This window comes from Bradyrhizobium sp. SZCCHNRI3052 (assembly GCF_032484895.1).
GTDB lineage: Bacteria > Pseudomonadota > Alphaproteobacteria > Rhizobiales > Xanthobacteraceae > Bradyrhizobium.
In genome coordinates, this window is the sequence record NZ_JAUETW010000021.1 from 1 (window position 1) to 24,882 (window position 24,882).

General features: G+C 65.8%; 23 protein-coding genes and 1 pseudogene. 11 read left to right on the top strand and 13 right to left on the bottom strand.

All coding sequences use genetic code 11. From position 1 onward, the window contains the following. Window positions 1-786: 786 nt before the first annotated feature. Together QW887_RS33510 and QW887_RS33515 are read right to left on the bottom strand one after the other, a co-directional pair. Window positions 787-1,803 carry a hypothetical protein gene (locus QW887_RS33510; protein WP_315751438.1) on the bottom strand — a complete coding sequence of 339 codons (1,017 nt, stop codon included), beginning with the start codon at window positions 1,801-1,803 and terminating at the stop codon, window positions 787-789. Between the two features lie 547 nt (window positions 1,804-2,350). Continuing rightward, window positions 2,351-2,764 (bottom strand): DUF1801 domain-containing protein, encoded by a 414-nt coding sequence (locus QW887_RS33515; RefSeq protein WP_315826565.1) that lies wholly within the window; start codon window positions 2,762-2,764, stop codon window positions 2,351-2,353. A 112-nt stretch (window positions 2,765-2,876) separates the two neighbouring features. On the opposite strand from QW887_RS33515, the pseudogene QW887_RS33520 reads away from it, so the two are divergent. After that, window positions 2,877-3,049: pseudogene (locus QW887_RS33520) on the top strand (methyl-accepting chemotaxis protein); the annotation flags it as partial. Window positions 3,050-3,383: 334 nt separating this feature from the next. On the opposite strand, the gene QW887_RS33525 reads toward QW887_RS33520, so the two are convergent. From QW887_RS33525 to minC, 4 genes are read right to left on the bottom strand one after another with little or no spacing between them, the layout of a single operon-like run. Further along, window positions 3,384-4,157 (bottom strand): thioesterase family protein, encoded by a 774-nt coding sequence (locus QW887_RS33525; RefSeq protein WP_315716281.1) that lies wholly within the window; start codon window positions 4,155-4,157, stop codon window positions 3,384-3,386. A gap of 21 nt (window positions 4,158-4,178) precedes the next feature. Further along, window positions 4,179-4,454 carry a cell division topological specificity factor MinE gene (minE, locus tag QW887_RS33530; RefSeq protein WP_316196098.1) on the bottom strand — a complete coding sequence of 92 codons (276 nt, stop codon included), beginning with the start codon at window positions 4,452-4,454 and terminating at the stop codon, window positions 4,179-4,181. Next, the gene (gene minD / locus QW887_RS33535; RefSeq protein ID WP_315716283.1) at window positions 4,451-5,266 is read right to left on the bottom strand and encodes a septum site-determining protein MinD; all 816 of its coding nucleotides are present in this window, start codon (window positions 5,264-5,266) and stop codon (window positions 4,451-4,453) included. The genes minE and minD overlap by 4 nt, the downstream gene beginning before the upstream one ends. A gap of 20 nt (window positions 5,267-5,286) precedes the next feature. Then, complete coding sequence (minC, locus tag QW887_RS33540) at window positions 5,287-5,982, bottom strand: septum site-determining protein MinC (protein WP_315826563.1); 696 nt, start codon at window positions 5,980-5,982, stop codon at window positions 5,287-5,289. Window positions 5,983-6,501: 519 nt separating this feature from the next. Between minC and QW887_RS33545 the strand changes: the two genes are divergently transcribed. From QW887_RS33545 to QW887_RS33560, 4 genes are all read left to right on the top strand, one after another. Further along, window positions 6,502-7,137 carry a hypothetical protein gene (locus QW887_RS33545; RefSeq protein ID WP_315716285.1) on the top strand — a complete coding sequence of 212 codons (636 nt, stop codon included), beginning with the start codon at window positions 6,502-6,504 and terminating at the stop codon, window positions 7,135-7,137. Window positions 7,138-7,181: 44 nt separating this feature from the next. Next, entirely contained in the window at window positions 7,182-8,792 is a 1,611-nt protein-coding gene (locus tag QW887_RS33550) for an ABC transporter substrate-binding protein (protein WP_316170787.1), read from the top strand. A 131-nt stretch (window positions 8,793-8,923) separates the two neighbouring features. Next, window positions 8,924-10,456, top strand: coding sequence for an ABC transporter substrate-binding protein (locus QW887_RS33555; protein ID WP_316196099.1), 1,533 nt, complete (start codon window positions 8,924-8,926; stop codon window positions 10,454-10,456). A gap of 212 nt (window positions 10,457-10,668) precedes the next feature. After that, window positions 10,669-12,240, top strand: a complete 1,572-nt coding sequence (locus QW887_RS33560; RefSeq protein WP_316196101.1) for an ABC transporter substrate-binding protein — start codon at window positions 10,669-10,671, stop codon at window positions 12,238-12,240. Window positions 12,241-12,321: 81 nt separating this feature from the next. Here QW887_RS33560 and QW887_RS33565 read toward each other — a convergent pair whose 3' ends face one another. The 5 genes from QW887_RS33565 to QW887_RS33585 form a co-directional block, all read right to left on the bottom strand. Then, window positions 12,322-13,290 (bottom strand): nitronate monooxygenase family protein, encoded by a 969-nt coding sequence (locus QW887_RS33565; RefSeq protein WP_315716289.1) that lies wholly within the window; start codon window positions 13,288-13,290, stop codon window positions 12,322-12,324. A 143-nt stretch (window positions 13,291-13,433) separates the two neighbouring features. After that, window positions 13,434-14,063, bottom strand: coding sequence for a hypothetical protein (locus tag QW887_RS33570; RefSeq protein WP_316196102.1), 630 nt, complete (start codon window positions 14,061-14,063; stop codon window positions 13,434-13,436). Then, window positions 14,063-14,644: a YqaA family protein gene (locus QW887_RS33575; RefSeq protein WP_315716459.1), complete on the bottom strand. Its 582-nt coding sequence runs from the start codon at window positions 14,642-14,644 to the stop codon at window positions 14,063-14,065. The genes QW887_RS33570 and QW887_RS33575 overlap by 1 nt, the downstream gene beginning before the upstream one ends. A 69-nt stretch (window positions 14,645-14,713) precedes the next feature. Further along, window positions 14,714-15,115 (bottom strand): phosphoribosyl-ATP diphosphatase, encoded by a 402-nt coding sequence (hisE, locus tag QW887_RS33580; RefSeq protein ID WP_315716291.1) that lies wholly within the window; start codon window positions 15,113-15,115, stop codon window positions 14,714-14,716. A gap of 105 nt (window positions 15,116-15,220) precedes the next feature. Continuing rightward, entirely contained in the window at window positions 15,221-15,622 is a 402-nt protein-coding gene (locus QW887_RS33585; RefSeq protein ID WP_316196103.1) for a hypothetical protein, read from the bottom strand. 276 nt (window positions 15,623-15,898) lie between these two features. Between QW887_RS33585 and QW887_RS33590 the strand changes: the two genes are divergently transcribed. The 6 genes from QW887_RS33590 to QW887_RS33615 all read left to right on the top strand — a co-directional run bounded on the left by QW887_RS33590 (window position 15,899) and on the right by QW887_RS33615 (window position 23,359). After that, complete coding sequence (locus QW887_RS33590) at window positions 15,899-16,954, top strand: ABC transporter substrate-binding protein (RefSeq protein WP_315751428.1); 1,056 nt, start codon at window positions 15,899-15,901, stop codon at window positions 16,952-16,954. A gap of 85 nt (window positions 16,955-17,039) precedes the next feature. Next, window positions 17,040-18,830 (top strand): glucan ABC transporter ATP-binding protein/ permease, encoded by a 1,791-nt coding sequence (locus QW887_RS33595; RefSeq protein WP_316196104.1) that lies wholly within the window; start codon window positions 17,040-17,042, stop codon window positions 18,828-18,830. A gap of 173 nt (window positions 18,831-19,003) precedes the next feature. Beyond that, window positions 19,004-20,419, top strand: a complete 1,416-nt coding sequence (locus tag QW887_RS33600) for a D-alanyl-D-alanine carboxypeptidase family protein (RefSeq protein ID WP_316196105.1) — start codon at window positions 19,004-19,006, stop codon at window positions 20,417-20,419. Between the two features lie 191 nt (window positions 20,420-20,610). After that, on the top strand, window positions 20,611-22,302 hold the full coding sequence (locus QW887_RS33605; RefSeq protein ID WP_316170782.1) for a long-chain fatty acid--CoA ligase: 1,692 nt from the start codon (window positions 20,611-20,613) through the stop codon (window positions 22,300-22,302). A gap of 144 nt (window positions 22,303-22,446) precedes the next feature. Beyond that, window positions 22,447-22,932 (top strand): peroxiredoxin, encoded by a 486-nt coding sequence (locus QW887_RS33610; RefSeq protein ID WP_315716297.1) that lies wholly within the window; start codon window positions 22,447-22,449, stop codon window positions 22,930-22,932. A 145-nt stretch (window positions 22,933-23,077) separates the two neighbouring features. Further along, window positions 23,078-23,359: a hypothetical protein gene (locus QW887_RS33615; protein WP_316187837.1), complete on the top strand. Its 282-nt coding sequence runs from the start codon at window positions 23,078-23,080 to the stop codon at window positions 23,357-23,359. Here QW887_RS33615 and rnhA read toward each other — a convergent pair. Together rnhA and QW887_RS33625 are read right to left on the bottom strand one after the other, a co-directional pair. After that, entirely contained in the window at window positions 23,356-23,820 is a 465-nt protein-coding gene (gene rnhA / locus QW887_RS33620; protein ID WP_315716299.1) for a ribonuclease HI, read from the bottom strand. The genes QW887_RS33615 and rnhA overlap by 4 nt on opposite strands. Then, a complete protein-coding gene (locus QW887_RS33625) occupies window positions 23,817-24,791 on the bottom strand; it encodes a homoserine kinase (RefSeq protein WP_316187838.1) in 975 nt (324 codons plus the stop codon). Before QW887_RS33625 ends, rnhA begins: the two co-directional genes overlap by 4 nt. Window positions 24,792-24,882: the final 91 nt, after the last annotated feature.

Consider the following 24,882-nt stretch of genomic DNA (forward strand, 5'->3'; position numbering starts at 1 on the left):
CCCGCGTTGACCGTTTCTTTCGAATGCCCATCGCAACCTCCTCATCGAGTGTTGCGACGACCAATTGAATCCGCCCCCGGCCTTCCCTGCGCGATGGCTTTACGATTTATACGCAGTCTCCTCGGTGACCGGCTTGTTTGCCACCGTGGCGACAACGCGTTTCACGCGTTGCGCGGACCTCAGCTTCGGGAGGCCAGGACCCTGCGACTTCACCGTCCGCGACGTGGCGTACGTCGGCATGCCCAAAGCATGCTGCGCCCCATCGCGGCCACCGCATCCCACCCCAACGCATCGTGACGTTCGCGAAGCGCCCCTCGTCAGTGAAGCGGGATGCGGAGAAGAGACCATGGATTTCTGAAAATGCAAATTCGAATATTTTTCGCTCCGCATCTGGACAGCCCAAATCAGCTTGATCGCGCGAGCGAATTTCGTCTTTGCGCGCGCCGCTGCGGACGCCCGACCTGCGCCGGAAAGTATCGATGGGGAAGCAAGCCTGCTCGTCGGCCAAATCAACCTCGCTGCGGCACAACGAATCCCAGGCGACGCGCGACAGAGGGCCCAACGAAAAGCCGGTCTGCACTCCGACCCGCTGTCGTGCCGAACAAGCGAAGCCGGACGATGTGCAGGCATCGTCGCGTTCGCGCGACCCAGGACCGAGACCACAGGACGTGGCGAGCCCGGATGCATCAATGCGCGTGCCTCGAATATGGCCCTGGGTTATGGGTCCCGGCGTTCGCCGGGACGACATTGATTTTGTCGGACGAGCGTCCAGACACGACAACCATCTCACAACGCCGCGAACGCAGCGCGCGACGGTGCGAGCGGCAACCAGTCCGGGATGCGGCGCTTGGCGAGCCAATACGGCCGCCACAGCATTCGCCATGTGGTGAGATCCACAGGGGCCTGGCGCCATTTCATTCGACCGGTCTCGATCTGCGACAGATCGTGCAGGTGCAGCCAGCGCCGCGCGATCCACCAGAGCTCGCGGGCGACGTCAGCATTCCCCCGTCCCTTGAGCTGGACGATGCCCAACAACGGATCAGGAAAACGGACGGCGACCTCCAGCGTCGCGACGCGTTCGCCCAGGTGCCGGACGCTCCACAGCCGAGAGCGATTGTGGGCGATGTCGGAGCCATAGGTGCGGACACAATTGCGCATAGTCATCGCTTCGTCGACCAGATCCGGGATGTCATCCAGCGGCCGAAACTCATAGTCCCCGACGCGACCGGGATGGAGCCACATGTCGCGGATTGGCCGTTGACCGAGATTGAGATGCAGCGAGACTTTCCCTCGCCAAGCGAGGGCAGCCGTCATTGCGGCATCGAGCTTCATGGCTGGCGTCCACGGCCTTTCGACGAGCTCGCGGCCGAAGCCGGCGGGCTGCCCCGAGAACCAGATCCACAGACCGAGCAGATGCATGCGGTCGCGCTTCAGCACCAGCGGCGCCCGCAGATACTCACGGGCGATCCACACCGCGGCCGGCTCATGCGCCAGCGCCGCCATCTCCGCCACGAGCTGCAGCCAGGTCGGCATCAGCTTCGGCGAGCGCGGCAAATGGTTGCCGATCTGCCGCCGGAACAGCTCGCCGTCTGGCAATGGTGGGATCGGACGGACGAACGCCTCCGGTGGCAGCTTGCGCAGCCAGAGCGGCAGACCGGCCGCGGCCGCCGCCTCGGCCAGCGGACGCCCCGCGATCACGCACGCGATCGCCCGCTCCGGATCGACATCCGGGCGCGGCACTGCCAGCGCGAACAGCAGCGCCGGAAAGCTCAACGCGAGGTCGGCGAGATGAGGATGTCGCATCGCGCATGCGCGCACGCGGGATTGCAGACGAGACGAATAGCGCCGCAGCCGGCGCTCGCGCAGGTCGGAACGCTCCGGCTCCCGGCTGGGAGTCAGCAAGAGATTTGATGTCATGACACGACGGTTCAAGCGCAGGCCACGAGGGCCGCGGGCTTTTCGATGAGATGCGAAAGGGTCAAATCATGGCCGGGACAATCATCCCGGTCGGCCGCGTCAATGATCGCGCAGCGAGCCCGGGAAGCGCGTGAGTCTGAACATCGTCGCCTCCTGCGTTGAAGTTGGGATGCGCTGAACTAGCGTGTTTCTCGGCAGAGCGCAACCTTGGCCGCCACCTCCTCCCACCTCGATGCACACGGGTCATCCTTGCGAAAGGTTGTCGGCGACCGGCACACCGCCGTCGCGAGCCCCCGAAACGACGAGGCGATCCAGGCCTTCCAGACAGATGATTCGACTTGGCCCTGGATTGCTTCGCTGCGCTCGCGACGACGTGGTGAGTGAGCAGCGACCTGGATCGTTGATACTGACTGCGCGGAGCGATGCACCAGCCCTACCGCTTCCCCTTCGTCATGTTCAGCGCCACCGCGGCTCGGATCAGCGCCATGAACGCAGTCTCATCGATCACGTCGCCTTCATGAAGGTCGATGGCGCGGCGGGTGTTGCCGTCGAGGCTGACGTTGAACAGGCCGGAAGGGTCCGGCAGCGAGGCTCCTTTGGCGAAGGTCAGCTTCACCGCGGCCTTGTAGGTCTCGCCGGTGCAGACGATGCCGGCATGCGACCATACGGGAACGCCGCGCCACTTCCACTCTTCGACGATATCGGGATCGGCCCGTTTGATGAGATCGCGGACGTAGCTGAGCGTGACGCCGCGCCAATCCCCGAGCTCCTTGATCCGGGCGTCGATCAGCTCCGACGGAGACTGGTTCCCCTCGCCGACGCTCGTAGCCTTCGTTGGTTTCGCCATGACGCTTGTTCCCATCCACCTGCTTGTCGTTCCACCTGCGTGTAGTCCGCGTCGTAGTTATACGACCATCTTGGCCTGCTCAAGTTTATAGCAATATTGATAACTCCACGGCCAAGCGGCACAGTGCACCAACGAGGTGTCGTCCAACATCACCGAGGTGCAGCACGACGCCAGCGAAACCGGCTCGGCCTCGTCCCAGGTGCTGTCGGCGGCGCAGTCGCTGTCACAGGACAGCAACGGCTGAAGCTGGACGTGGGACGATTCTTGAACACGGTGCGGGCGGCGCAAGAGCGAAATCGTTCGTCGTTGAACTCGTTCACTCGCGACAACGGCAGTTTGTTCCCTCTCCCGCTTGCGGGGGAGGGCTAGGGAGGGGGCCGCTCCAGCGGCGGTGTGCGTGGCGCCCCCTCTCCAACTCTCCCCCGCAAGCGGGGGAGAGGGCACAGCGGAGCTTGGCGCGGGGTTGATCGGTTCACCGGAAACGAAGCAGGCAACTGCCGATCACCGGCCCAACTTAATAACACCTCGCCGCAGCACGCCGTTGGAAACGAGGCAGCGCCGGTGCGGTGATCAGTTCGCCAACTCGCCGTGAACGCAATCCGGACGGCTGACCGCCCCCTCACCGCTTTTCGATCACCAGGCTCTGCACCACCCGGCCGAAATAGCCCCTGACATCGCCCAGCCGCGCCATCGCCAGACCCGCGCCGTCCGGGCCGATCCAGCTTTCGGCGTCGAGCAGGATCCAGTCGCCGACCGGCTCGCGGGCCATGTTCACGGTGAGGTCGGCATTGAGGAACGTATAGCTGTGGAAGTCGAGCGCGGCGGAGGTGCCGTTGCAGAAGTCGCTCGCGACCACGGCGCGCATCGCCTGCGACACGGCGTGGCCTTCGACCAGCGGCCAGTCGACGCGATACCAGATCGCGCCGGGACCCTTGACGCCGAACCGGCCGCGCGCAGCGCGCAGCGTCATGCCACGCACGAAGGGGCTGGTCGAGAAATCCGCAGGCTCCGGCAGGGCCTCGTCAGGGCCGACCAGATCGACCGGCAGCTCGCGGACATCGTCCGGCAGCGGCACCGCGTCCTGCCTGATCTTGAGCACCGTCGCCGTGACGACCACCGTGTCGCCGGCGCGCAAGCGCACGGCGCAGAGCTGGATCTTGCGCCCCTCGCGCAGCACCTCGGTCTCGATGAGGAGCTCTGCGAGCGGCACCGGGCGCATCAGGTCGATGGTGACGCGGGCGATGCGCATCGGCGACTTCGTCGGAATGCGCTCGGCCGCCCACACGGCCAGCGCCGATGGCGCAGACCCATGTTGCATGGTCGGATCCCAGGGTCCCGCAGCATCGGAGCCGACGGCGACCCGATTGTCCGCGATGCGGAAGATCGGCCGCATCAGCGCGCGCCTCGCCACGTCTCAGCCGACGCTGGCAAAGGCGCGGTCGGCGCCATTGGGCAGTTCGATGTCGACCTCGAGCGTCGAGACATGCTTTCCCCGGTCCATGCGAACGATGACCTTGTCCGGATCAAGTACCACATGGCGCGAAACCACGGCGAGGATTTCCTCGCGCAGCTGCATCAGGAGATCGGGCTGTCCACGCAGACTGCGCTCGTGCGCGAGCAGGATCTGCAGCCGTTCCCGCGCGACGGGCGCGGAGGCTGCACGCCCCGTAAAGAGCCGCAGCACACTCATGCAGCCCTCCGTCCCAAGAGCAGGTTCATCAGGCCCTTGCGCTCGGTCGGGATCTGCATCTCGACCTCCTCGCCGAGCAGCCGGCGCATCGCATCGTGATAGGCGCGTGCGGGGGCGCTCGCCGGGCTGTTGAGCGTCACCGGGCAGCCGACATTGGAGGCGCGCAACACGTCCTGGCTCTCTGGCACGATGCCGAGCAACGGCGTCGCCAGGATTTCCAGCACGTCATCGATCGACAGCATCTCGCCGCGCGCGGCGCGGCCGGCATCGTACCGGGTGATGAGAATGTGCTTCTCGACGCGCTCGCCGTTTTCGGCGCGCACGGTCTTGGAGTCGAGCATGCCGATGATGCGGTCGGAATCGCGCACCGACGACACTTCCGGATTGGTGACGATGAGAGCCTCGTCGGCATAGCGCATCGCCAGCATGGCGCCGCGCTCGATGCCGGCCGGGCTGTCGCAGATCACCCAGTCGAAGGTCTTGCGCAGCTCAGCGATGACGCGGCCGACGCCGTCCTCGGTCAGCGCGTCCTTGTCCTTGGTCTGCGACGCCGGCAGCAGCCAGAGATTCTCCAGCCGCTTGTCGCGGATCAGAGCCTGCGGCAGCTTGGCGACGCCATGGACCACGTTGATGAGATCGAACACCACGCGGCGTTCCGCGCCCATCACCAGATCGAGGTTGCGCAGGCCGACGTCGAAATCGACGACGACGACCTTCTCGCCGGCCTGCGCCAGCGCCGCGCCCATCGCCGCCGTCGTGGTGGTCTTGCCGACGCCACCCTTGCCCGACGTCACTACGAGTACTTTCGACATGTCACGGATCCTCCTGCTACTCAGTTCAATGCAACGATCTTCATGGAATGACCTTCGAGCCGCGCCTGCACGGCCCGGCCGCGCAACGCGGCGTCGATCTGCTCGGCGGTCTGGTAGTAGCCGTCGATCGCGACCAGCTCGGCCTCGATCTTCTGGCAATAGATGCGCGCCGCCGCGTTGCCGTTGATGCCGGCCATCGCGCGGCCGCGCAGCGTGCCGTAGACGTGGATCGAGCCGCCGGCGACGATCTCGGCGCCCGACGACACCGCGCCGAGCACGGTGACGTCGCCATCGGGAAACACGATCGACTGGCCCGAGCGTACGGGCTGGTCGAGCAGCAGCGAGGTCGGCTGCTGCAGCGACGGCTTCTCCGGCTCGATCTCCTGCACGGCGCAGTGACGGCCGCCCGACAACAAGGGAGGCATGCCGAGCGACAGCCGCCCCTGCTCGACGCCTTCGAGACCGAGCACGCGGATGTTGCGCGACTCGATGCTCTTGATGAGATGGGTGATGGCGAGCGGGCTCAGATCCAGCGCTGAGAGATCGAGCACGATCGGCTTGCCGACGAAGAAGCCGGGCGAGCCCGCGAGCGTTGCATCGAGCTCAGCCAGCCAATCGGCAATCGGCACAACCGGCGAAAACACGAAGGCGACGTAGGAGCGCCCGCGCAGACGAATAACAGGACGCACCGTTTCAGCGCTGGCACTCATGACCATCCGACCCAACCCTTCTTAGTGATTGGTTAACTGTCGGCGCCAGATGGTTAACGGATAGTTAAATCGACGCTAAGCCGCTCAAAAATCGACAGCGGCCCGCCCGACATAGTTCGATGATGATCGAATCAAGGCGCAATCTTGGCATCAATGAGACGCAATTCATGAGCATCTGCGTCAAGACCCGTCACGCCTCATTTTAATCACATCATGATGATAACTTTAACGTACATATAATTCGGAACCGACGACTTTAAGAGGTTCCGATCGATTGACACTCGTCAGGGGGCGGGGCATGGGATCGATAGAGGCGCCCAAGGCACGGCAAACGTGCCACGGCGCCTTGCAGGAAGGGACCGCTGGCGTGCGATCGTTGATCGACGCGAAACGTCTGATTCTGCGAGTGATTCCGTGTGGACTGAAGTGGCAGACCGGCTCCCGCTCTTCGTTTGAAACTAGCTCTCATACGAACCGTGGCAGAAGCGTATCAGTTTCCGGAATCGAGCGTCAGAGGAGTAGCGTATGAGTTCGTTGAGTGAACAGAATCCGATGAACCCGCAGGACCCGCTGCATTACGCACCGCGGTGGCTGCGCGAACGTCCGGAAGCCGCGCGTCTATCTCTCGTCGGTGACAATGCCAAGGCAGCGGAGGCGGCCGAGCGTCCCGCTTCGGGACAGCAAGGACCGCTCGATGCTCGCCTGGAGACCGCCGTGTTCGAATCCCTTCGCCAGTCGCTGAATCCGCAAGTCATGCGCGAGCCGCCGGATCTGGAGCGCGAGCGCGACCGCCGGTCGGTCGTGTTCAAGGTGGCCGGCCGCTTCGCCGCCGCAACCGGCGTCGCCGCCGTCGTCGCGCTGTTCTTCGTCAACATCGTGCCGGTGTGGCGCCAGCCCGACGCGAGCTCGTCCTTCGTCGCCGCCGTGCAGTCGATGAAGACGCTACCGCCGGTCGCCGCCGACGTCCAGGACGCCAAGGCGGACCAGACCAGCGCGCTGCCCGAGCGGGTGGAGCCGCAGGCTCCGGCGCTGTCGCAGTTCAAATCGCTGCTCGCGGACGCTCCGGCGCCGACGGCAGAGACCGACACTCCAGAAAAGCCCATGCTGCAGCAGTTCATGCAGTGGAACCAGAAGACGGGTCAGATGGAGCGGGTTCGCTAACCCTCTGCACGACTGATCCGACTTCCAACACATCACAGGCGACGATGATCGACGTCCTACCGCAGAAAGCGGCAGCACGCCGTCCGCTGGCTCACGCCCGTATGGCAGCCATCCTGCTCGCGTCCCTCGTGGCCGGCGAGGCCGCTGCTGCGCCCGGCGAGAGTGTGAGCGTGGCGCGCCAGCTCGGCAGCCGCGTCGGCCCGATCATTGGCGCCGCGCTCGCGTGCCGCGACATCGCCCGGCCGCGCATCCAGGCCATCATCGAGAAATTCCAGCTCGTCATCCGCGAGGCCGCCTCCAGCGAGGCCGACCGTGACGAACTGACGCGCCTGCTGGACCGCTATGTCGCCGAAGGTCGCAGCCTCGTCACGTCAGGCCGGCTGGATTGCGGCGGCGCCAATCGGCAGCTTGCCGATCTCGAACAATCCATCGCAGCGCCGCCTCCGGCGCGCGCGAACCTGTCTGCCGTGAGCATCGGACCTGCGACGGCGCAGGCCGCGACTGTACCGGCGCAACTGCTGCCGCCGGCCGGCAACGTGCGCGGGGTGACGCAGAGCGAGATCAAGCTCGGCATGGTCATTCCCTACAGCGGACCGGTGAAGGAGAGCGGGCGACTGCTCAAGATCGGCGTCGAGACGGCGTTCAATCGCGCCAACGAGGCCGGCGGCGTCAACGGCCGCATGCTGAAGCTCGTCACCGCCGATGACGGCTACGATCCCGCGCGCACGCTGGATGCGATGAAGCTGCTCTACGAGAAGGAGCAGGTGTTCGGCTATATCAGCAATTTCGGCTCGGCCACCGCCGCGGTCGCCATCCCCTACGCGCTCGAGCGCCGCACGCTGTTCTTCGCGCCCTATACCGGCGCCAACGTCGTGCGCCACGATCCGCCCGACCGCTACGTCTTCAACTACCGGCCGAGCTATGCCGAGGAGACCGACGCGCTGGTCCATTATCTCGTGAAGATGCGAAGGCTGCATCCGCGCCAGATCGTCGTGTTCGCGCAGAACGATGCCTTCGGCGACGCCGGCTTCGCCGGGGTGGCCAGGGCGTTCCGCACGCTCGGCGTCAGCGACAATTCGATCGTGCGGGTCAACTATCCGCGCAACACGGTCGAGGTCGACGACGCCATCAATCAGCTGAAGCTGCTGAAGACCCCGGTCAAGGCGGTGGTGATGCTGGCGACGACGCGCGCCGCAGCCAAGTTCATCGAGAAGGCCCAGGGCGTATTTCCGGGCGTCATCTTCGCCAACATCTCCGCGGTTGCTGGCTCGGCGCTCGCCAGCGAGCTGATGCTGCTCGGACCGCGCTACGCCGAGGGCGTGATCGTCAGCCAGACCGTGCCCGGCGTTTCCGGCTATTCGAGCCTGGTGCTCGAATACAAGACCGCACTTGCGAAATATGCCCCGGGCGAGCCGGCCGACTACACCTCGCTCGAGGGCTACATCGCCGCGAGCATCCTGATCGAGGGACTGAAGCGCGCCGGTCCGAACTTCGATACCGAGCAACTGGTCGAAACGCTCGAGAACATGCGCAACATCGATCTCGGCCTCGGCACGCAGCTCGGCTTCGGCCGCGCCGAACACCAGGCTTCGCACAAGATCTGGGGCACGGCACTGGACGACAGCGGCACCTACCAACCCGTCGAACTTGAATAGGATACCGCTAGAGGCGCGACGGCCTCAACTACCAGGACAAAAGAGCGACAGAGAAACCCGACATTAATTCGAAATGCCACGAATAGTAGAACGAAGAGGGTTTGAAACAAGCTGAGCAGGTGGAAGGTTCGATGGCCGTGCGTTGGTCCGCGTTGATCATCGGGAGTGTTTTCGTAGCTCCCTTCAGCCCCGCTTTGGCGGCGGCTCCCGACGTCGTCAGGGAGCTTGGCGGCCGGGTTGGACCGATCGTGGGACAGGCCTCCGCGTGCCCCGACATCGCGCAGGGCCGCGTCCAGAGCATGGTCGACAAATTCCGCGAAGCCATCCGCCAGGCGACGAGGAATGACGGCGAGCGCGATCAGCTGACCCGCAGCTTCAATGGCTACATCGCCGAGGGCCGTAGTCGTACGGGCGCCTCGCAGGCGACCTGCGCCGCCGCGGAGCGGCAACTGACGGAGCTCGAACGCTCGCTCGACCAGCCGGCTGCGGCGACGGCCCCGATCACACCGGTCAAGGCCGAAACGACGACTGGCGCCGTCACCGCGAGCCCCGTGCGCGGCATCACCGACCGCGAGATCCGCTTCGGCATGGTCCTGCCGTTCTCCGGCATCCGCAAGGAGACCGGGCGTCAGATGCGCCAGGGCATCGAGGCCGCGTTCGCCCGCACCAACGACGCCGGCGGCGTCAACGGGCGCATGCTCCGTCTCGTGGCGGCGGACGACGGCTACGATCCGGGCCGCACGCTGGCGGCGATGACGCAGCTCTACGACAGGGAGCAGGTGTTCGGCTTCATCGGCAACGTCGGCACCGCCAACTCGCAGGTGGCGATCCCCTATGCGCTGGAGCGGCGCACGCTGTTCTTTGCACCGAACACCGGCGCAGCAGTGGTGCGACGCGATCCGCCGGATCGCTACGTCTTCAACTATCGGGCGAGTTACGCCGAGGAGACGGCCGCGCTGGTGCGCTACCTGATCAACATGAAGCGCGTCTCGCCCAGGCAGATCGCCGTGTTCACCCAGCAGGACCCATTCGGCGACGACGGTTTCGCCGGTGTCGCGAAGGCCTACCGGCAGTTGAACATCGGCGATGCCGTAACGCGCATCAACTATCCGCGCGCGACGATGGACGTGGAAGAGGCGGTCAATCAGGTCAAGGCGCACAAGCCGGGACTCAAGGCGGTCATCATGGTAGCGACCGATCGCGCCGCCGCGAAGTTCATCGAGAAGACGCGCGACGCGGTGCCGGGCCTGATCTACGCCAACGTGTCCGCCGTCGGCTCGACCTCGCTCGCGGCCGAGCTCAAGCTACTCGGCCCGCGCTTCACCAACGGCGTCATCGTGACGCAGGGCGTGCCGGCGGTTTCTGGCTATTCGAGCCTCGTGCTCGACTACAAGAACGCCCTGGCCAAATACGCGCCCGGCGAGGCGCCGGACTATACGTCTCTCGAAGGCTATATCGCGGCGACGATTTTGATCCAGGCGCTGAAGCAGACCAATCCGCTCGACACCGAGCGACTGGTCGACACGCTCGAATCGATGCGCAGCCTCGATCTCGGCCTCGGCACGACGCTCGCATTTGGACGCGCGGAGCACCAGGCCTCACACAAGATCTGGGGCACCGCACTCGACGAAACCGGCACGTATCAGGCAATCGAACTTGAGTAGAATTAGCTTCTAAGGGGAAGAACTGGTGAAGACGTTTCGTTAGCAGGTCCTAAAGTATGATCGGAAAAAGGCGTGTCGGGTTACCGAAATGGTCATGCTCTTAGGAAAGGCTGGTCTGTGCATGGTGACGGTCTTATGTCTTCTCCGTCGCAGACACGGCGTCAATTCACCAGGCGGAAGACCTGGATGGGGTCCAAAGTGGGATAGTGGCAATGAACTTTCGTTGTAGCGTGTTCTTGGTTGCGGCATTGCTCGCAACGCCCGCCAGCGCGGCGGGCACCAATGCGGATGTGGTGCGTAATCTTGCGAGCCGGGTCGGGCCGATCGTGGGAGCAGCATCCGCCTGTCAGGCGATCGACCAGGGCCGCGTTCAGGCCATTGTCGACAAGTTTCGCGAGGTGATCCGGGAGGCCTCCACCGGCGGCTCGGATCGTGACGAGCTCACCCGCGTCTTCAACGGCTACGTCGCCGATGGACGCAACCGCGTCGGGGCGGCTCAGACCGACTGTAACTCCGCGGGCCGCCAGCTCGCCGAGCTCGAGCGCTCGCTCGGGCAAAGCGCGCCGAGCCAGACCGCCACCAGCCTCGCCGGGGTGATCGCCCCGTCCGCGGCCGTGGCTGCGACGGCACCGACCGCGACGCTGCCGCCAGCGTCCACCACCAACGTGCAGGGCGTCACCGCCAACGAGATCCGCTTCGGCATCGCCGCTCCGTTCTCGGGCGCTGCCAAGGAGCTCGGCCGGCAGATGAAGATGGGCATCGAGGCCGCCTTCAACCGCGCCAACGACGCCGGCGGCATCGCCGGGCGCTCGCTGCGGCTCTATTCGGCCGACGACGGCTACGAGCCGTCGCGGACGCTGGACGCGATGAAGCAGCTCTACGAGAAGGACAAGGTGTTCGGCTTCGTCGGCAATGTCGGTACCCCGACGTCTGCCGTGGCGATGCCCTACGCCCTGCAGCGCCGCGTGCTGTTCTACGGCGCGTTCACCGGCGCCAACCTCCTGCGCAACGATCCGCCGGATCGGTACGTGTTCAACTATCGCGCCAGCTACGCCGAAGAGACCGACACCGTCGTTCGCTATCTGGTCAAGCTGCGCCGCCTGCCGGCCAAGGACATCGCCGTGTTCGCGCAGCAGGACGCCTATGGTGATGCCGGCTTCTCCGGTGTGGCCAAGGCCTTCCGCTCGCTCGGCCTTGCCGACACGGCCATCTTGCGCCTCAACTACAAGCGCAACACGGTCGACGTGGACGACGCGGTCAACCAGCTGCGGGCGTTGAAGAACCCGCCCAAGGCGATCGTCATGGTCGCAACCTATCGCGCCGCCGCGAAGTTCATCGAGAAGACGCGCGATCTGTTCCCGCACATGATCTACACCAACGTCTCCTTCGTGGGCTCGACCGAGCTCTCGGACGAGCTGATGCTGCTCGGCCCGCGCTATGCCAGCGGCGTCATCGTCACCCAGGTGGTGCCGGCCGTCGGCGGCTATTCGAGCGCCGTGCTCGAATACAAGAGCGCGCTCGAGAAGTACTTCCCGGGCGAGGCACCGTCCTACGTGTCGTTCGAAGGCTACGTCTCGGCCAACGTGCTGGTCCAGGCGCTGCGCCGGGTCGGCCCGCAGCTCGACACCGAGGCGCTGATCGACACGCTGGAAAACATGCGTGACATCGATCTCGGTCTCGGCGCCAAGCTCGGCTTCGGCCGCGCCGAACACCAGGCCTCGCACAAGATCTGGGGCACCGCGCTGGACGAGCGCGGCAAGTTCCAGGCGATCGAGCTGGAATAGCCCGCCCGCTTGTTGCGACCTCAACAAAAAAGCGCGACAGCCCTGGCTGCCGCGCTTTTCTTTTGTCCGTCGCGGAGCCGCTTAGAGCGGCGGATCGATTGCTTCGTCATATTCCTTCTTGAAGCGCGCGATCAGCTCGGCGGCGGGCAGCACGTCCTTGATGGCGCCGATGCCCTGCCCCGAGCCCCAGATCTCCTTCCATGCCTTCGGCTTGGCGCGCTCGCCCGAGGCGTCGGTGCCGAAGCTCATCTTCGACGGATCGGAGGTCGGGAGATTGTCCGGATCGAGGCCGGCTGCGACGATCGACGGCTTCAAATAGTTGCCGTGCACGCCGGTGAACAGGTTCGAATAGACGATGTCGTCGGCGCCCGAGCTGGTGATCATCTGCTTGTAGCCTTCGACCGCATTCGCCTCCTTGGTGGCGATGAAGGCCGAGCCGATATAGGCGAAGTCGGCGCCGAGCACGCGCGCGGCACGGATGGCGCGGCCGTTCCCGATCGCGCCGGACAGCGCGATCGGGCCGTCGAACCAGCTCCGCGTCTCCGCCACGAAGGCGAACGGCGAGATCGTGCCGGCATGTCCACCGGCGCCCGCCGCGACCAGGATCAAGCCGTCGGCGCCCTTCTCGATAGCCTTGTGCGCGAAGGTCTGGTTGATGACGTCGTGGAAGACGATGCCGCCCCAGCCATGCGCCGCCCGGTTCAGCTCCTCGCGCGCGCCGAGCGAGGTGATCATCATCGGCACCTTGTACTTCTCGCACAGCGCGAGATCCTGCTCGAGCCGGTTGTTGGAACGGTGCACGATCTGGTTGACGGCGAACGGCGCCGACGGGCGTTCCGGATGCGCCCGGTCATAGGCGGCGAGCTCCTCCGTGATGCGCGCCAGCCATTCGTCGAGCAGCGCGGCCGGCCGCGCGTTGAGCGCCGGAAACGAACCGACCACGCCGGCCTTGCACTGCGCGATCACCAGGTCGGGCACGGAGATGATGAACAGCGGCGAGCCGATCACCGGGATCGTCAGGCGGCCCTTGAACAAGGCGGGCATGGACATGGATGGGAATTCCTCTTGCGTTGAAATGCGGAAACACTCGTGATCGCGAGCATGCCCGACATCATGCCGTGATGGCAATTCGCTCGCAGAGGGACCGGAAAAGCCGGACCAGGGTCTTGCGTTGAGACGCTGGCGTGCCGGCGTCATTGGCAGAGCGCCGAGGTCACGTAGGTGTCCGTCCGGCAATCGCCCGGCTTGCGCTCGCGACCGGGGATCAGCACCCGCGCCGAGCAGGTCTCCGCAGAATCGGTGTTGAGGCTCTTGCCTTCCTTGTAACCCTTGCCCTGGCACAACCGGTCGGCGCCGAGCTTGCAATCCGGCGTGCCGTTGGCGGCGATCGGGCAGACCGAGCGGCCGGAGATCATGCTCGAGGGCTGGGCGAGGCGCGACAAGGTCTCGCCGGTCTCCTTCAGCACGTCGGCGCCGCCCTTCGGCGCGACCGGGCCACCGGGCTGCACCGGTGTCGCAGCGGGCTGATCCGCGGCAGCGCCGGTGGGATCGCTGCCGGCCGCCGGCGGCTCGGCGCGGGCATCGCCCGAAGGCTTCAGCGGAATGATCGACATCTTCTCGAACAGCTTGCCGAGCTCCTCCACCAGACCCGGACTGGTGGGCGGCGCAGGCTGGACGGCAGGCGCCTGCTGCGGTGGCTGTTGCGTCGCTTCTCGCAGCCCCAAGGAAGGCGTCGTTTGCGCCCATGCCGCGGCGGCGGAGAGAACCGAGACGACGGCGAGCAGCGCCGCGCCTGCCCCCAGCCCCGGGCGCAGCGGCCGCATCAGATCAGCTTCACGGCGATGACGAATCCGGCCACCAGCACGGCCGCGCCGATCGCCACCCACAGGCCGAGATGCTTCTCGATGCGCACCCTGATCCATTCGCCATAGCGGTTGAGCAATATCGCGGCGATGAAGAAGCGGCCGCCGCGCGCGATGATCGAGCAGACGACGAACAGAAAGAGATTATAGCCGGCGAAGCCCGACGTGATCGTGACCAGCTTGTAGGGGATCGGCGTCAATCCCTTCACCAGGATGATGACGGCGCCCCACTCGGCGTAGGAGGCACGGAACGCCTCGACCTTGTCGCCGAGGCCGTAGAGCTGGATCAGCCAATGGCCGAGGGAGTCGTAGAGCAGCGCGCCGATGGCATAACCGACCAGGCCGCCCGCCACCGAGGCCGCGGTGCAGACGCCGGCGAACAGCCACGCCCGCTGCGGCTTCGCCAGCGACATCGGGATCAGCATCACATCCGGTGGCACCGGAAAGAACGAGCTTTCGGCGAAGGCAACCGCGGCCATGATCCACATGGCATGCGGCTTGTGGGCGGCGTCGATACACCAGTCGTAGATCCGTCTGAGCATGCTGGCGATGAAGCAAACCGGGCACGATTTGTCCATGGCCCATATGTCGGCCCGAATCGGACCGCCACACTAGTGCCGCTTGCGGATGGTCCGGCTTTCGGCCGCGACGATCGGTCGCCCCGCCACCCGTCCGGGCGCGGCCTTGGCGACCTTCACCGGCGATTTCGGCAGCTTCTCGGCGATGCCGAGCATCAGCTCGCGCCGTTCCATCTCGCGCCAGACGTCCTCGGGCTGGACATCGAGCTCGGCCCACAGCACGGCCAGATTGTAGATCAGGTCGGCGCTTTCGCGCACCACGGCCTGGGCGTCGCCGCCGACGGCATCGATCGCAACCTCGATCGCCTCCTCGGCGAGCTTCTTGGCCATCTTGGCCGTGCCCTGCTGCATCAGCTTGGCCGTGCGCGATCGCGCGGGGTCGAGATCCCTGGCCGCCAGGACAGCGCGATAGAGCCGATCGATCGAATCAGTCATCTCGCCACAATAGTTAAATTCGATGGTACGCATATTAACGTTCGCGGCAGGCAAGAAAAAATCCGCCGGCACGGCGGCCGGCGGATCGTTTCGTCCGATCTCACATCACCAATGCGGGTGATGGTAATAGCCGCCACCGTAATAGGGGCCGCCGCCGTAATACTGATAGCGCGGTCCGTAACCATAATAGGCCGGCCGGCCATAGTAATAGTTGTCCTCGTAGTAGGAGCGGCGGTTCTGCGTCGCCGCGATGGCAAGTCCGGTGCCGACGATCCCGGCGAACGCCGCCGCAGCCGCCGCGCCACCGTTGCCGCGATAGTGGCGCCGGCGCGCGCTGACATCGGTCAGGCCGCCATCATTGGCCGTCTTGGCGACGGCGCCCTTCTCGGCCGGCGCGGAGCCGGCAAAGGCGAGTGTCGGCTGCACGGCCGTCAAAGTCACCGCGGCCACCGTCGCCAGGACGGTAGCACGGCCAAAGCGTGAAAAACTTCCGCGCTGTGCGATCATGTGGATCCTCCGTACGATCTAATCTCGGGTACCAACTCGCGAACTGCGCCCACAGTTCCCCCCGCGAAACCCGGAGTCGAAGCCGCAAATCGCCGCAGGCCTTGCTCATGGACCGTTCACATTCGATCCGACATGATCAGGCACCGCCGGCCCCGAGCGGCAGCGACACCGCGACGTTGTCACGAAATTGACATCTCGATCCCGCGATGGCCGGCGAACTGATTAGAATACCGGCGTGACAAGACCGGTACGGCCTGCGAATACCGGCGTGACATGATGCGCATGCGACGACCCGTCACCCTGCTTGCCTTGGCGCTCCTCGCCGCCTTCGTCGTGCCCTCATGCCTGTCGAGAGAGGAAGCCGCAGCGGAGGAGCCGAAACGTCCGGTCGCCGTCATGTTCGCGCTGGATCGGCCGCTCGATGGCAGCATGGCGCCACTGGTCCTCGCCGCCAGCCGCGGGCTGTTCGCCACCGAGGGCGTGACCGTCACCATCACCACGGCCAAGGGCTCTCCCGATGCGATCGCGCGGGTGGCCTCCGGCGAGACCGACATGGCGCTCGCCGACATCAACGAGCTGATCCGCTATCGCGACGCGTCGAACAGCCAGCCGGTCAAGGCCGTGTTCGTGCTGTTCAACAGGGCGCCTTATGCGATCATCGCGCGCAGGAGTCGCGGCATCAACGGGCTCGGCGACATCGAAGGCAAGACGCTCGGCGTCGCCGAGGGCGATCTCTCGATCCGGCTGTGGCCGGCGGTCGTGAGGCACAACCATCTCAGGCCCGAGACCATCAAGCTGTCGCGCGTTGGCGCGGCCGTGCGCGAGCCGATCCTGTCCGCCGGCCAGGTCGATGCCGTCAGCGGCTTCTCGTATCTCTCGGCGATCAATCTGCGCGACCGCGGCGTGCCCGCCGCCGATCTCGCGGTGCTGCGCTTCGCTGATTATGGCTGCGAGGCCTATGGCCATGCGGTGATCGTCAATCCCGGCTTTGCGGCCAAGCAGCCGGCGGCGGTGAAGGGCTTCCTGCGCGCGCTGACATCGGGGCTCCAGCTTGCCATCAAGGACCCTGCCGGCGCGATCGCCGACGTGGTGAGCCGGATGGATGACGGCTCCCGCGAGCTCGAGCTGCAGCGACTGCAGAGCGTGCTCGTCGACAACGTGCTGACGCCGGACGTCCGCCGCGATGGCATCGGCAGCATCGAGCCCGCCCGGTTCGAGCGGGCCCTCGACCAGCTCGCGGAGGACGGCAAATTCCACCACAAGCGTCCGCAACCCGCCGACATCTTCGACGACAGCTTCCTGCCGCCCGCCGACAGCCGGCTCGTCAACTGAGCGCTCGCCGCGGCGGCCGTTCCCTTGCTAACATGGTGCCGCGCGCCCAGCGCTGATTCCAACTGCCGACACGAAGCGCCCCGCCATGTCCCTGCTCCGCATCTATGCCCGCGTGCTCCATCTGCTCGGAAAGGAGGCGCGGCTCGGCTGGTTTCTCGCGATCGCCAACCTGGCGCTGGCGGTGGCGCAGTTCGCCGACCCGGTGCTGTTCGGACGCATTGTCGACTCGCTCTCCGGCAAGGCCTCGGCCAGCACCGCCTGGCCGCTGCTCGCGGCCTGGGCCGGATTCGGCCTGTTCACGATTCTGGCCAGCGCCTGGGTCGCGCTGCAGGCCGACCGGCTGGCGCACCGGCAGCGCCATGCGGTGCTGACGAGCTATTTCGAGCACATTTTGCAGCTGCCGCTGACGTTCCATTCCGGCACCCATTCCGGCCGGCTGATGAAGGTGATGATCAACGGCACCGACGCGCTGTGGAAGCTGTGGCTGTCGTTCTTCCGCGAGCACTTCGCCGCGATCATGTCGGTGCTGGTGCTGCTGCCGCTGTCGCTCTATCTGAACTGGCGGCTCGCGATCCTCTTGTTCGTGCTGTGCGTCGTGTTCACCGTGCTGACGACCCTGGTCGTGCGCAAGACCTACGGCATGCAGAGCGAGGTCGAGGAGCATTACAGCGACCTGTCGGCGCGTGCCTCCGACGCGCTCGGCAACGTCGCGCTGGTACAGAGCTTCGTGCGCATCGATGCCGAGGTGCAGGGCCTGCGCACCGTCGCCGGACAATTGCTGTCGGTGCAGATGCCGGTGCTCGGCTGGTGGGCGCTGGTGACGGTCATCACGCGTGCCTCGACCACCATCACCGTGCTCGCGATCTTCACACTCGGCATCGCCCTGCATCAGGCCGGGCTGACGTCGGTGGGCGAGATCGTGATGTTCGTGTCGTTCGCGACCATGCTGATCCAGAAGCTGGAGCAGGTCGTGTCCTTCATCAACAACGTGTTCATGGAGGCGCCGCGGCTGGCCGAGTTCTTCACCGTGCTCGATGCCGTGCCGGCCGTGCGCGACCGCCCCGACGCGATCGAGGTCGGCCGACTCTCGGGCCTGGTCGAATTCAACGATGTGTCGTTCTCCTATGACGGCAAGCGGCCGGCGGTGGAGGACCTCACTTTCACCGCGCTGCCGGGCCAGACCATCGCGCTGGTCGGCCCGACCGGCGCCGGCAAGTCGACGGCGATCGCGCTCCTGCATCGCGCCTTCGATCCGCAGTCGGGCTTCATCAAGATCGACGGCATGGATGTGCGCGGATTGAAGCTCGCGGCGCTGCGCCGGAACATCGGCGTCGTGTTCCAGGAGGCGCTCCTGTTCAACCGCTCGATCCGCGAGAACCTTTTGGTCGGCAAGCCTGACGCGACCGACGAGGAGCTGCGCACCGCCGCCGCGCGCGCCCAGGCGCTCGACTTCATCGATCGTGCCGACCAGGGTTTCGATACCAACGCGGGCGAGCGCGGCCGCATGCTGTCCGGTGGCGAGCGCCAGCGGCTCTCGATCGCGCGTGCCCTCTTGAAGGATCCACCGATCCTGATTCTCGACGAGGCGACCTCCGCGCTCGATGCCGTCACCGAGGCCAAGCTCAACGCGGCGCTCGACGAGGTGATGAGGGGACGCACGACCTTCGTGATCGCACACCGGCTCTCGACCATCCGCAACGCGACGCGAATCCTGGTGTTCGAGAACGGACGCGTGATCGAAAGCGGAACGTTCGATGAACTCGTCGCCAAGGGCGGCCACTTCGCGGAACTCGCGAAGGCCCAGTTCATGGTGCAGGAGAGCGCGCGCGCGACTCTCGCAGAGCCCGACAGCGACGGCACCATCGTCAAGACCTGATCGCGGGACGCTTTCATCGTGGAATTGAATGGCTGGCCTCTGTTCGCCAGCGTCGAGCCGGTATAGGTTCGCGGCCTGCCGCAACCAAAGCGGCGCCGGACACGCTTGAAACCCGAAAGCCCGCTTGCCCACCTCGCCGCGCGAGGCGGGTCTCAAAGGACCGGACCAGACCAGTGCAGACGCTTCGCCTGTTGTTCCGCTACGCCCCGATCAAGATCATCGCTCTCGCTGCCGCTCTCGTGCTCGCGCCGCGCTGGGCCCATGCCGAGGCGCTGCTGCTCGTCGAAGCCGACACCGGCAAGGTGCTGGAGGCGCAGAACGCGACCTATCCGTGGTATCCTGCATCGGTCACCAAGCTGATGACGGCCTATGTCACCTTGAAGGCGGTCAAGGACGGCAGGATCACGCTCGACACGCTGTTCACGGTCTCACCGACCGCGGCATCACAGTCGCCGTCGAAGATGGGCTATCGGCCCGGCACGCAGGTCACCGTCGACAACGCACTGAAGATGATGCTGGTGAAGTCCGCCAATGACATGGCGGTGGTCTTGGCCGAGGGCGTCGGCGGCTCCATCGACGGCTTCTCGGCGATGATGAACGACACCGCCCGCAAGCTCGGCATGACGCAGACCAGCTACGTGAATCCGAACGGACTGCCTGCCGACGGCCAGATCACCTCGGCGCGTGATCTCGCGATCCTGGCGCGCGCCATCATCCGCGATCTTCCGGAGTACGAATATTTCGTCCACATCCCGTCGATCCGCTACGGCCGCCGCGTCGTGCAGAACTTCAACAAGCTGATCGGGCGCTATCCCGGCGCCGACGGTTTCAAGACCGGCTTCATCTGCGCCTCCGGCTACAATCTCGTGGCGTCGGCGACCCGCAACGGCAAGCGCCTGATCGCGGTGGTGCTCGGCGCCTCCTCGGGACAGATGCGCGCCGTGCGCGCGATCCAGATGCTGGACCGCGGCTTCAACGGCAACCAGCTGAGCTGGCTGAAGTCGCCGCTGGGCACGGTCGATCAGCTGGCCCCCGTCGACGCGACGCCGCCCAACCTGCGCGACGACATGTGCAACGGCCGCCGCCACCGACCAGCCAGCGACGACGACGAGGACACCGTTGCCGGTGCGGACGGCGAAGCGACCGGCGGCACCCTGCTCGCCGGCCTGCAGACGCCGACCATGAAGCCGTCCGAGCTGCTGGCGGCGGCGCCCGCCCCGTCCGAGCCGGTGCTGGTCTACACCGGCCCGACGCGCACCGGCGCGGCGCTGATCGCCGCCGTCGCCGCCGATGCCGACGCGCAGACCGCGACCAAGCACCGCGGCAAGAAGGCGCATGCCGCCGCCCGGAAGGACGCCAAGGCGGCGACCCGGACCGCCGCCCAGACCGATGCGGATGCGAAGGCCGCTGCGAAGCCGCAGGCCAAGCCGGCTGAGGCCAAGCCGGGCGCGGCCCGCCACGTCGCCGCCAAGCACGAAGCCGGCGGAAAAACGGCGGAAAAAACCGGCTCCGACGCGCCCAAGCCCGCCAAACCCAAGGCTGCCGCAAAGCCGAAGACGGACGGCAAGCCCGCGCCGAAGGACGGCTGATCCCGCGCGGCGCATACGGCGGCAGCCAGCAATTGGCACGGGCCCTCGGCCCGGACCGCCCGTCCCTCCCCTTTCGTCGCCGCGCCGACCGCTTGCCTTGAACGGCCGGAAATTCGATATTGGCGCCGCCGGCCCGAGCGAGGCCGGCGGCTGCCGATAGACGAACAAGAGACGATCAGAGAGGAAGGGTCATGGAGCGCATCTGGCTCAAGCACTATCCGGCCGGCGTTCCCGCCGATATCGATCCGGGCAAATACCCGTCGCTCGTCGACCTGCTGGAAGAGAGCTTCAGGAAATTCGCCGATCGCCGCGCCTTCATCTGCATGGACAAGGCGATCAGCTATCGCGAGCTCGACGATATGTCGGTCGCGATGGGCGCCTATCTGCAGGGCCTGGGGCTGGCAAAGGGCGCGCGCGTCGCGCTGATGATGCCGAACGTGCTGCAATATCCGATCGCGATCTCCGCGGTGCTGCGCGCGGGCTACGCGGTCGTCAACGTCAACCCGCTCTACACGCCGCGCGAGCTCGAGCACCAGCTCAAGGATTCCGGCGCCGAGGCGATCATCGTGCTGGAGAACTTTGCCCACACGGTGCAGCAGGTGGTCGGCCACACCCAGGTCAAGCACATCGTCGTCGCCAGCATGGGCGACCTGCTCGGCTTCAAGGGCGTGATCGTCAACCTCGTCGTCCGCCGCCTGAAGAAGATGGTGCCGGCGTTCTCGCTGCCGGGCGCGGTCCCCTTCAACGATGCGCTCGCCGCCGGACGCGGCAAGCGCTTCCAGAAGCCCACCATCGGTCCGGACGACGTCGCCTTCCTGCAATATACCGGCGGCACCACCGGCGTCTCCAAGGGCGCCACGCTGCTCCACCGCAACGTCGTCGCCAACGTGCTGCAGAACGATGCATGGCTGCAGCCGGTGATGGACAAGCCGCCGCATGTCGATCAGCTGCTGATCGTCTGCGCGCTGCCGCTCTACCACATCTTCGCGCTGACCTGCTGCTTCCTGCTCGCGGTGCGCGCGGGCGGCGCCAATCTCTTGATCCCCAATCCGCGCGACATCCCCGGCTTCATCAAGGAGCTCATGAAGTATCAGGTCACCACCTTCCCGGCCGTCAACACGCTCTACAACGGCCTGCTGCATCATCCTGACTTCCGCAAGATCGATTTCTCCAAGCTGAAGGTCTCCAACGGTGGCGGCATGGCCGTGCAGCGCCCGGTGGCCGAGCAGTGGAAGCAGGTGACGGGCTGCAGCATCGCCGAAGGCTACGGCCTGTCGGAGACCGCACCGGTGCTGACATGCAACGTGCCGACCTCGACGGAATTCACCGGCACCATCGGCCTGCCGCTGCCATCGACCTGGCTCTCGATCCGCGACGACGACGGCAACGAAGTGCCGCTGGGACAACCCGGCGAGATCTGCGCCAAGGGCCCGCAGGTGATGGCAGGCTACTGGAATCGTCCCGACGAGACCGCCAAGGTGATGACGGCGGACGGCTTCTTCCGCACCGGAGACGTCGGCGTCATGGCCGCGGACGGATCGGTCAAGATCGTGGACCGCAAGAAGGACATGATCCTGGTTTCCGGCTTCAACGTCTATCCGAACGAGGTCGAAGAGGTCATCGCGACCCATCCGGGCGTGCTGGAGACCGCCGTGATCGGGCTGCCGGACGAGAAGACCGGCGAGGTCGTCAAGGCGTTCGTGGTGAAGAAGGACCCCAACCTCACGTCCGAGGACATCATCAAGCACTGCCACGAGCAGCTCACGAACTACAAGGTGCCGAAGCAGATCGAGTTCAGGACCGAGCTGCCGAAGACCAATGTCGGCAAGATCCTGCGCCGCGAGCTGCGCGACGAGAAGAAGAAGCCGGCAGCAGCGGCCTGAGTCCATTGGCGCCGCAAGCCCCGGCGCGCGATGAGGGACGTGCGATGACGGATACGTGATCACGGCGGGCCGTTGCCGTTTCCGGCCCGCCGAATAGTGTAGCGCGCACCGCGCAAGACACATCCAGGGGAAGGAGTAACTCGAATGACCATCCAGGTTGGCGACAAGCTGCCGCAGGCCCAATTCCGCGTCATGACCGGCGAAGGCCCGCAGGTCAAAACCACCGACGACATCTTCAAGGGCAAGAAGGTCGCGCTGTTCGCGGTGCCCGGCGCCTACACCGGCACGTGCCACAAGATGCATCTGCCCAGCATCTTCCTCAATGCCTATGCGTTGAAGGACAAGGGCGTCGACACCATCGCGATCGTCTCGGTCAACGACGCCTTCGTCATGAACGCCTGGAAGCGCGACACCGACCAGCGCGACGAGGCCGTGTTCCTGGCCGACGGCAATGCCGAGTTCACCAAGGCGATCGGCATGGAGCTCGACGCGTCCGGCGCCGGCCTCGGCATCCGCTCCAAGCGCTATTCGATGCTGGTCGAGGACGGCGTGGTCAAGAAGCTGAACCTCGAAGCCGCGCCGGGCAAGGTCGAGGTCTCCGGCGGCGACACGCTGCTCGGGCAGCTTTAGGCCAGCATGGCTTGATCTGAATATGAAGGCCCGCGCTCACGTGCGGGCCTTTTGCTTATTTGGTCCTGCGTGCTGTTGCCGAACCGAGAAGAGTATCTGAAACGTTCTGTCGCTAGGGAGAGACAGGAGCAGGCTCGGAGGTCGTATGACAACAATCCTGATCACCTGCGCCTTGGCCGTATTTTGCCTATGGCGCATGCGCCGCGCTCACGAGGATGCGGCAGAGCATTGGGCGAGCGGCTTGGCCCGCGACCCGCTCTACTGGATCGGCAGCGTCATGGCGCTGATCGTACTCGGATTGGCGATGTACATGGCCCGTGAGCACATGGGCTTCACGGGCGCAGGACGCTGGTTCTGGGGCGCAGAACTCATACTGATCGTTGCGACTCTCTTGGTCCGCCGGACGCTCAAATGGCGGTATGGCTAACTCCGCACGTTCTTCTGCATCCTGGCCATCGCCACGCCGTCGCGGGCGAGCTGATCGGCGCGCTCGTTCTCGGCGTGCCCGGCATGGCCCTTGACCCAGTGCCAGTTGACCTTGTGCGGCTTCAGCGCCGCGTCGAGCCGCTGCCACAGCTCGGCGTTCTTGACCGGCTTCTTGTCGGCGGTCTTCCAGCCGTTGCGCTTCCAGCCGTGGATCCATCCGGTGATGCCCTGCCGGACATATTGGCTGTCAGTGTAGAGCTCGACCTGACACGACTTCTTCAGCGCCTCCAGCGCCGAGATCGCGGCCATCAGCTCCATGCGGTTGTTGGTCGTGTGCGGCTCGCCGCCCTTGAGCTCTTTTTCCTTGTCGCCGAAGCGCAGGATCGCGCCCCAGCCGCCCGGCCCCGGATTCCCCGAGCAGGCGCCATCGGTGTAGATGCTGACGACCGGATGCTCGCTCACGCCAATGCTCCGCCGATGCCGTAGTCGCGCACGCTGGTCACCGCCTGGTGGAAGCGCAGCTTGCGGACATATTCGAGCGGGTCCTTGGGCCTGACCAGCGCCCCCGCCGGCACGTTGAGCCAGTCCACCAGCCGCGTCAGCAGGAAGCGGATCGCGGCGCCGCGCGCCAGCAGCGGCAGCGCCTCCAGCTCGGCGTCCGACAGCGGCCGGACGCGGCCATAGGCGTTGAAGAAGGCGCGCGCCTTGGTGACGTTCAGCGAATGATCGGCCTCGAAGCACCAGGCGTTGAGGCAGATCGCGACGTCATACGCCAGAATGTCGTTGCAGGAGAACGGGAAGTCGATCAGCCCCGAGAGCTTGTCGCCGAGGAAGAACACGTTGTCCGGAAACAGGTCGGCATGGATGACGCCTTCCGGCAGATGCGTCGGCCAGGAGCGCCCGAGATGATCGAGCTCGGCGGAGAGCAGCGCGGAGAGGCCGGCCTGCACCGTGTCGGCGCGGTCGGCGGCCTGCGCGAACAACGACCGCCAGCCGGCGACCGAGAGCGGATTCTTGCGCACCAGCGGGAAGTCGCGTCCGGCCAGATGCATCTGCGCCAGCGCCGCGCCGACGCCGGCGCAGTGGGTGACGTTCGGCTTGCGCGGCCACATGCCTTCCAGGAAGTTGATGATCGCCGCGGGCCGGCCGGACAGGCTCGAATACACCGCCCCGTCGCGGTTGCGGGCGGGCTGCGGACAGCTCACGCCGCGCTCGGCGAGGTGGGCCATCAGCCCCAGAAAATACGGCAGGTCATCCACCGCCACGCGCTTCTCGTACAGCGTGAGGATGAAGGAGCCCTTGGTGGTGTGGAGCAGGAAGTTGGAGTTTTCGACCCCTTCGGCGATGCCCTTGTAAGAGAGCAGCTCGCCGATGTCGTAGGTCTTGAGGAAATCCGCAAGCTCGTCGGCGGCGACGTCGGTATAGACCGCCATGCGCTATCCCAGTTATCGAAGTTCGCCTGCCCCCGCCTCTCCGATGCGAACTTCGTCACCGAACAGGCCCGTAGCGCCCTTCATCGCGCAT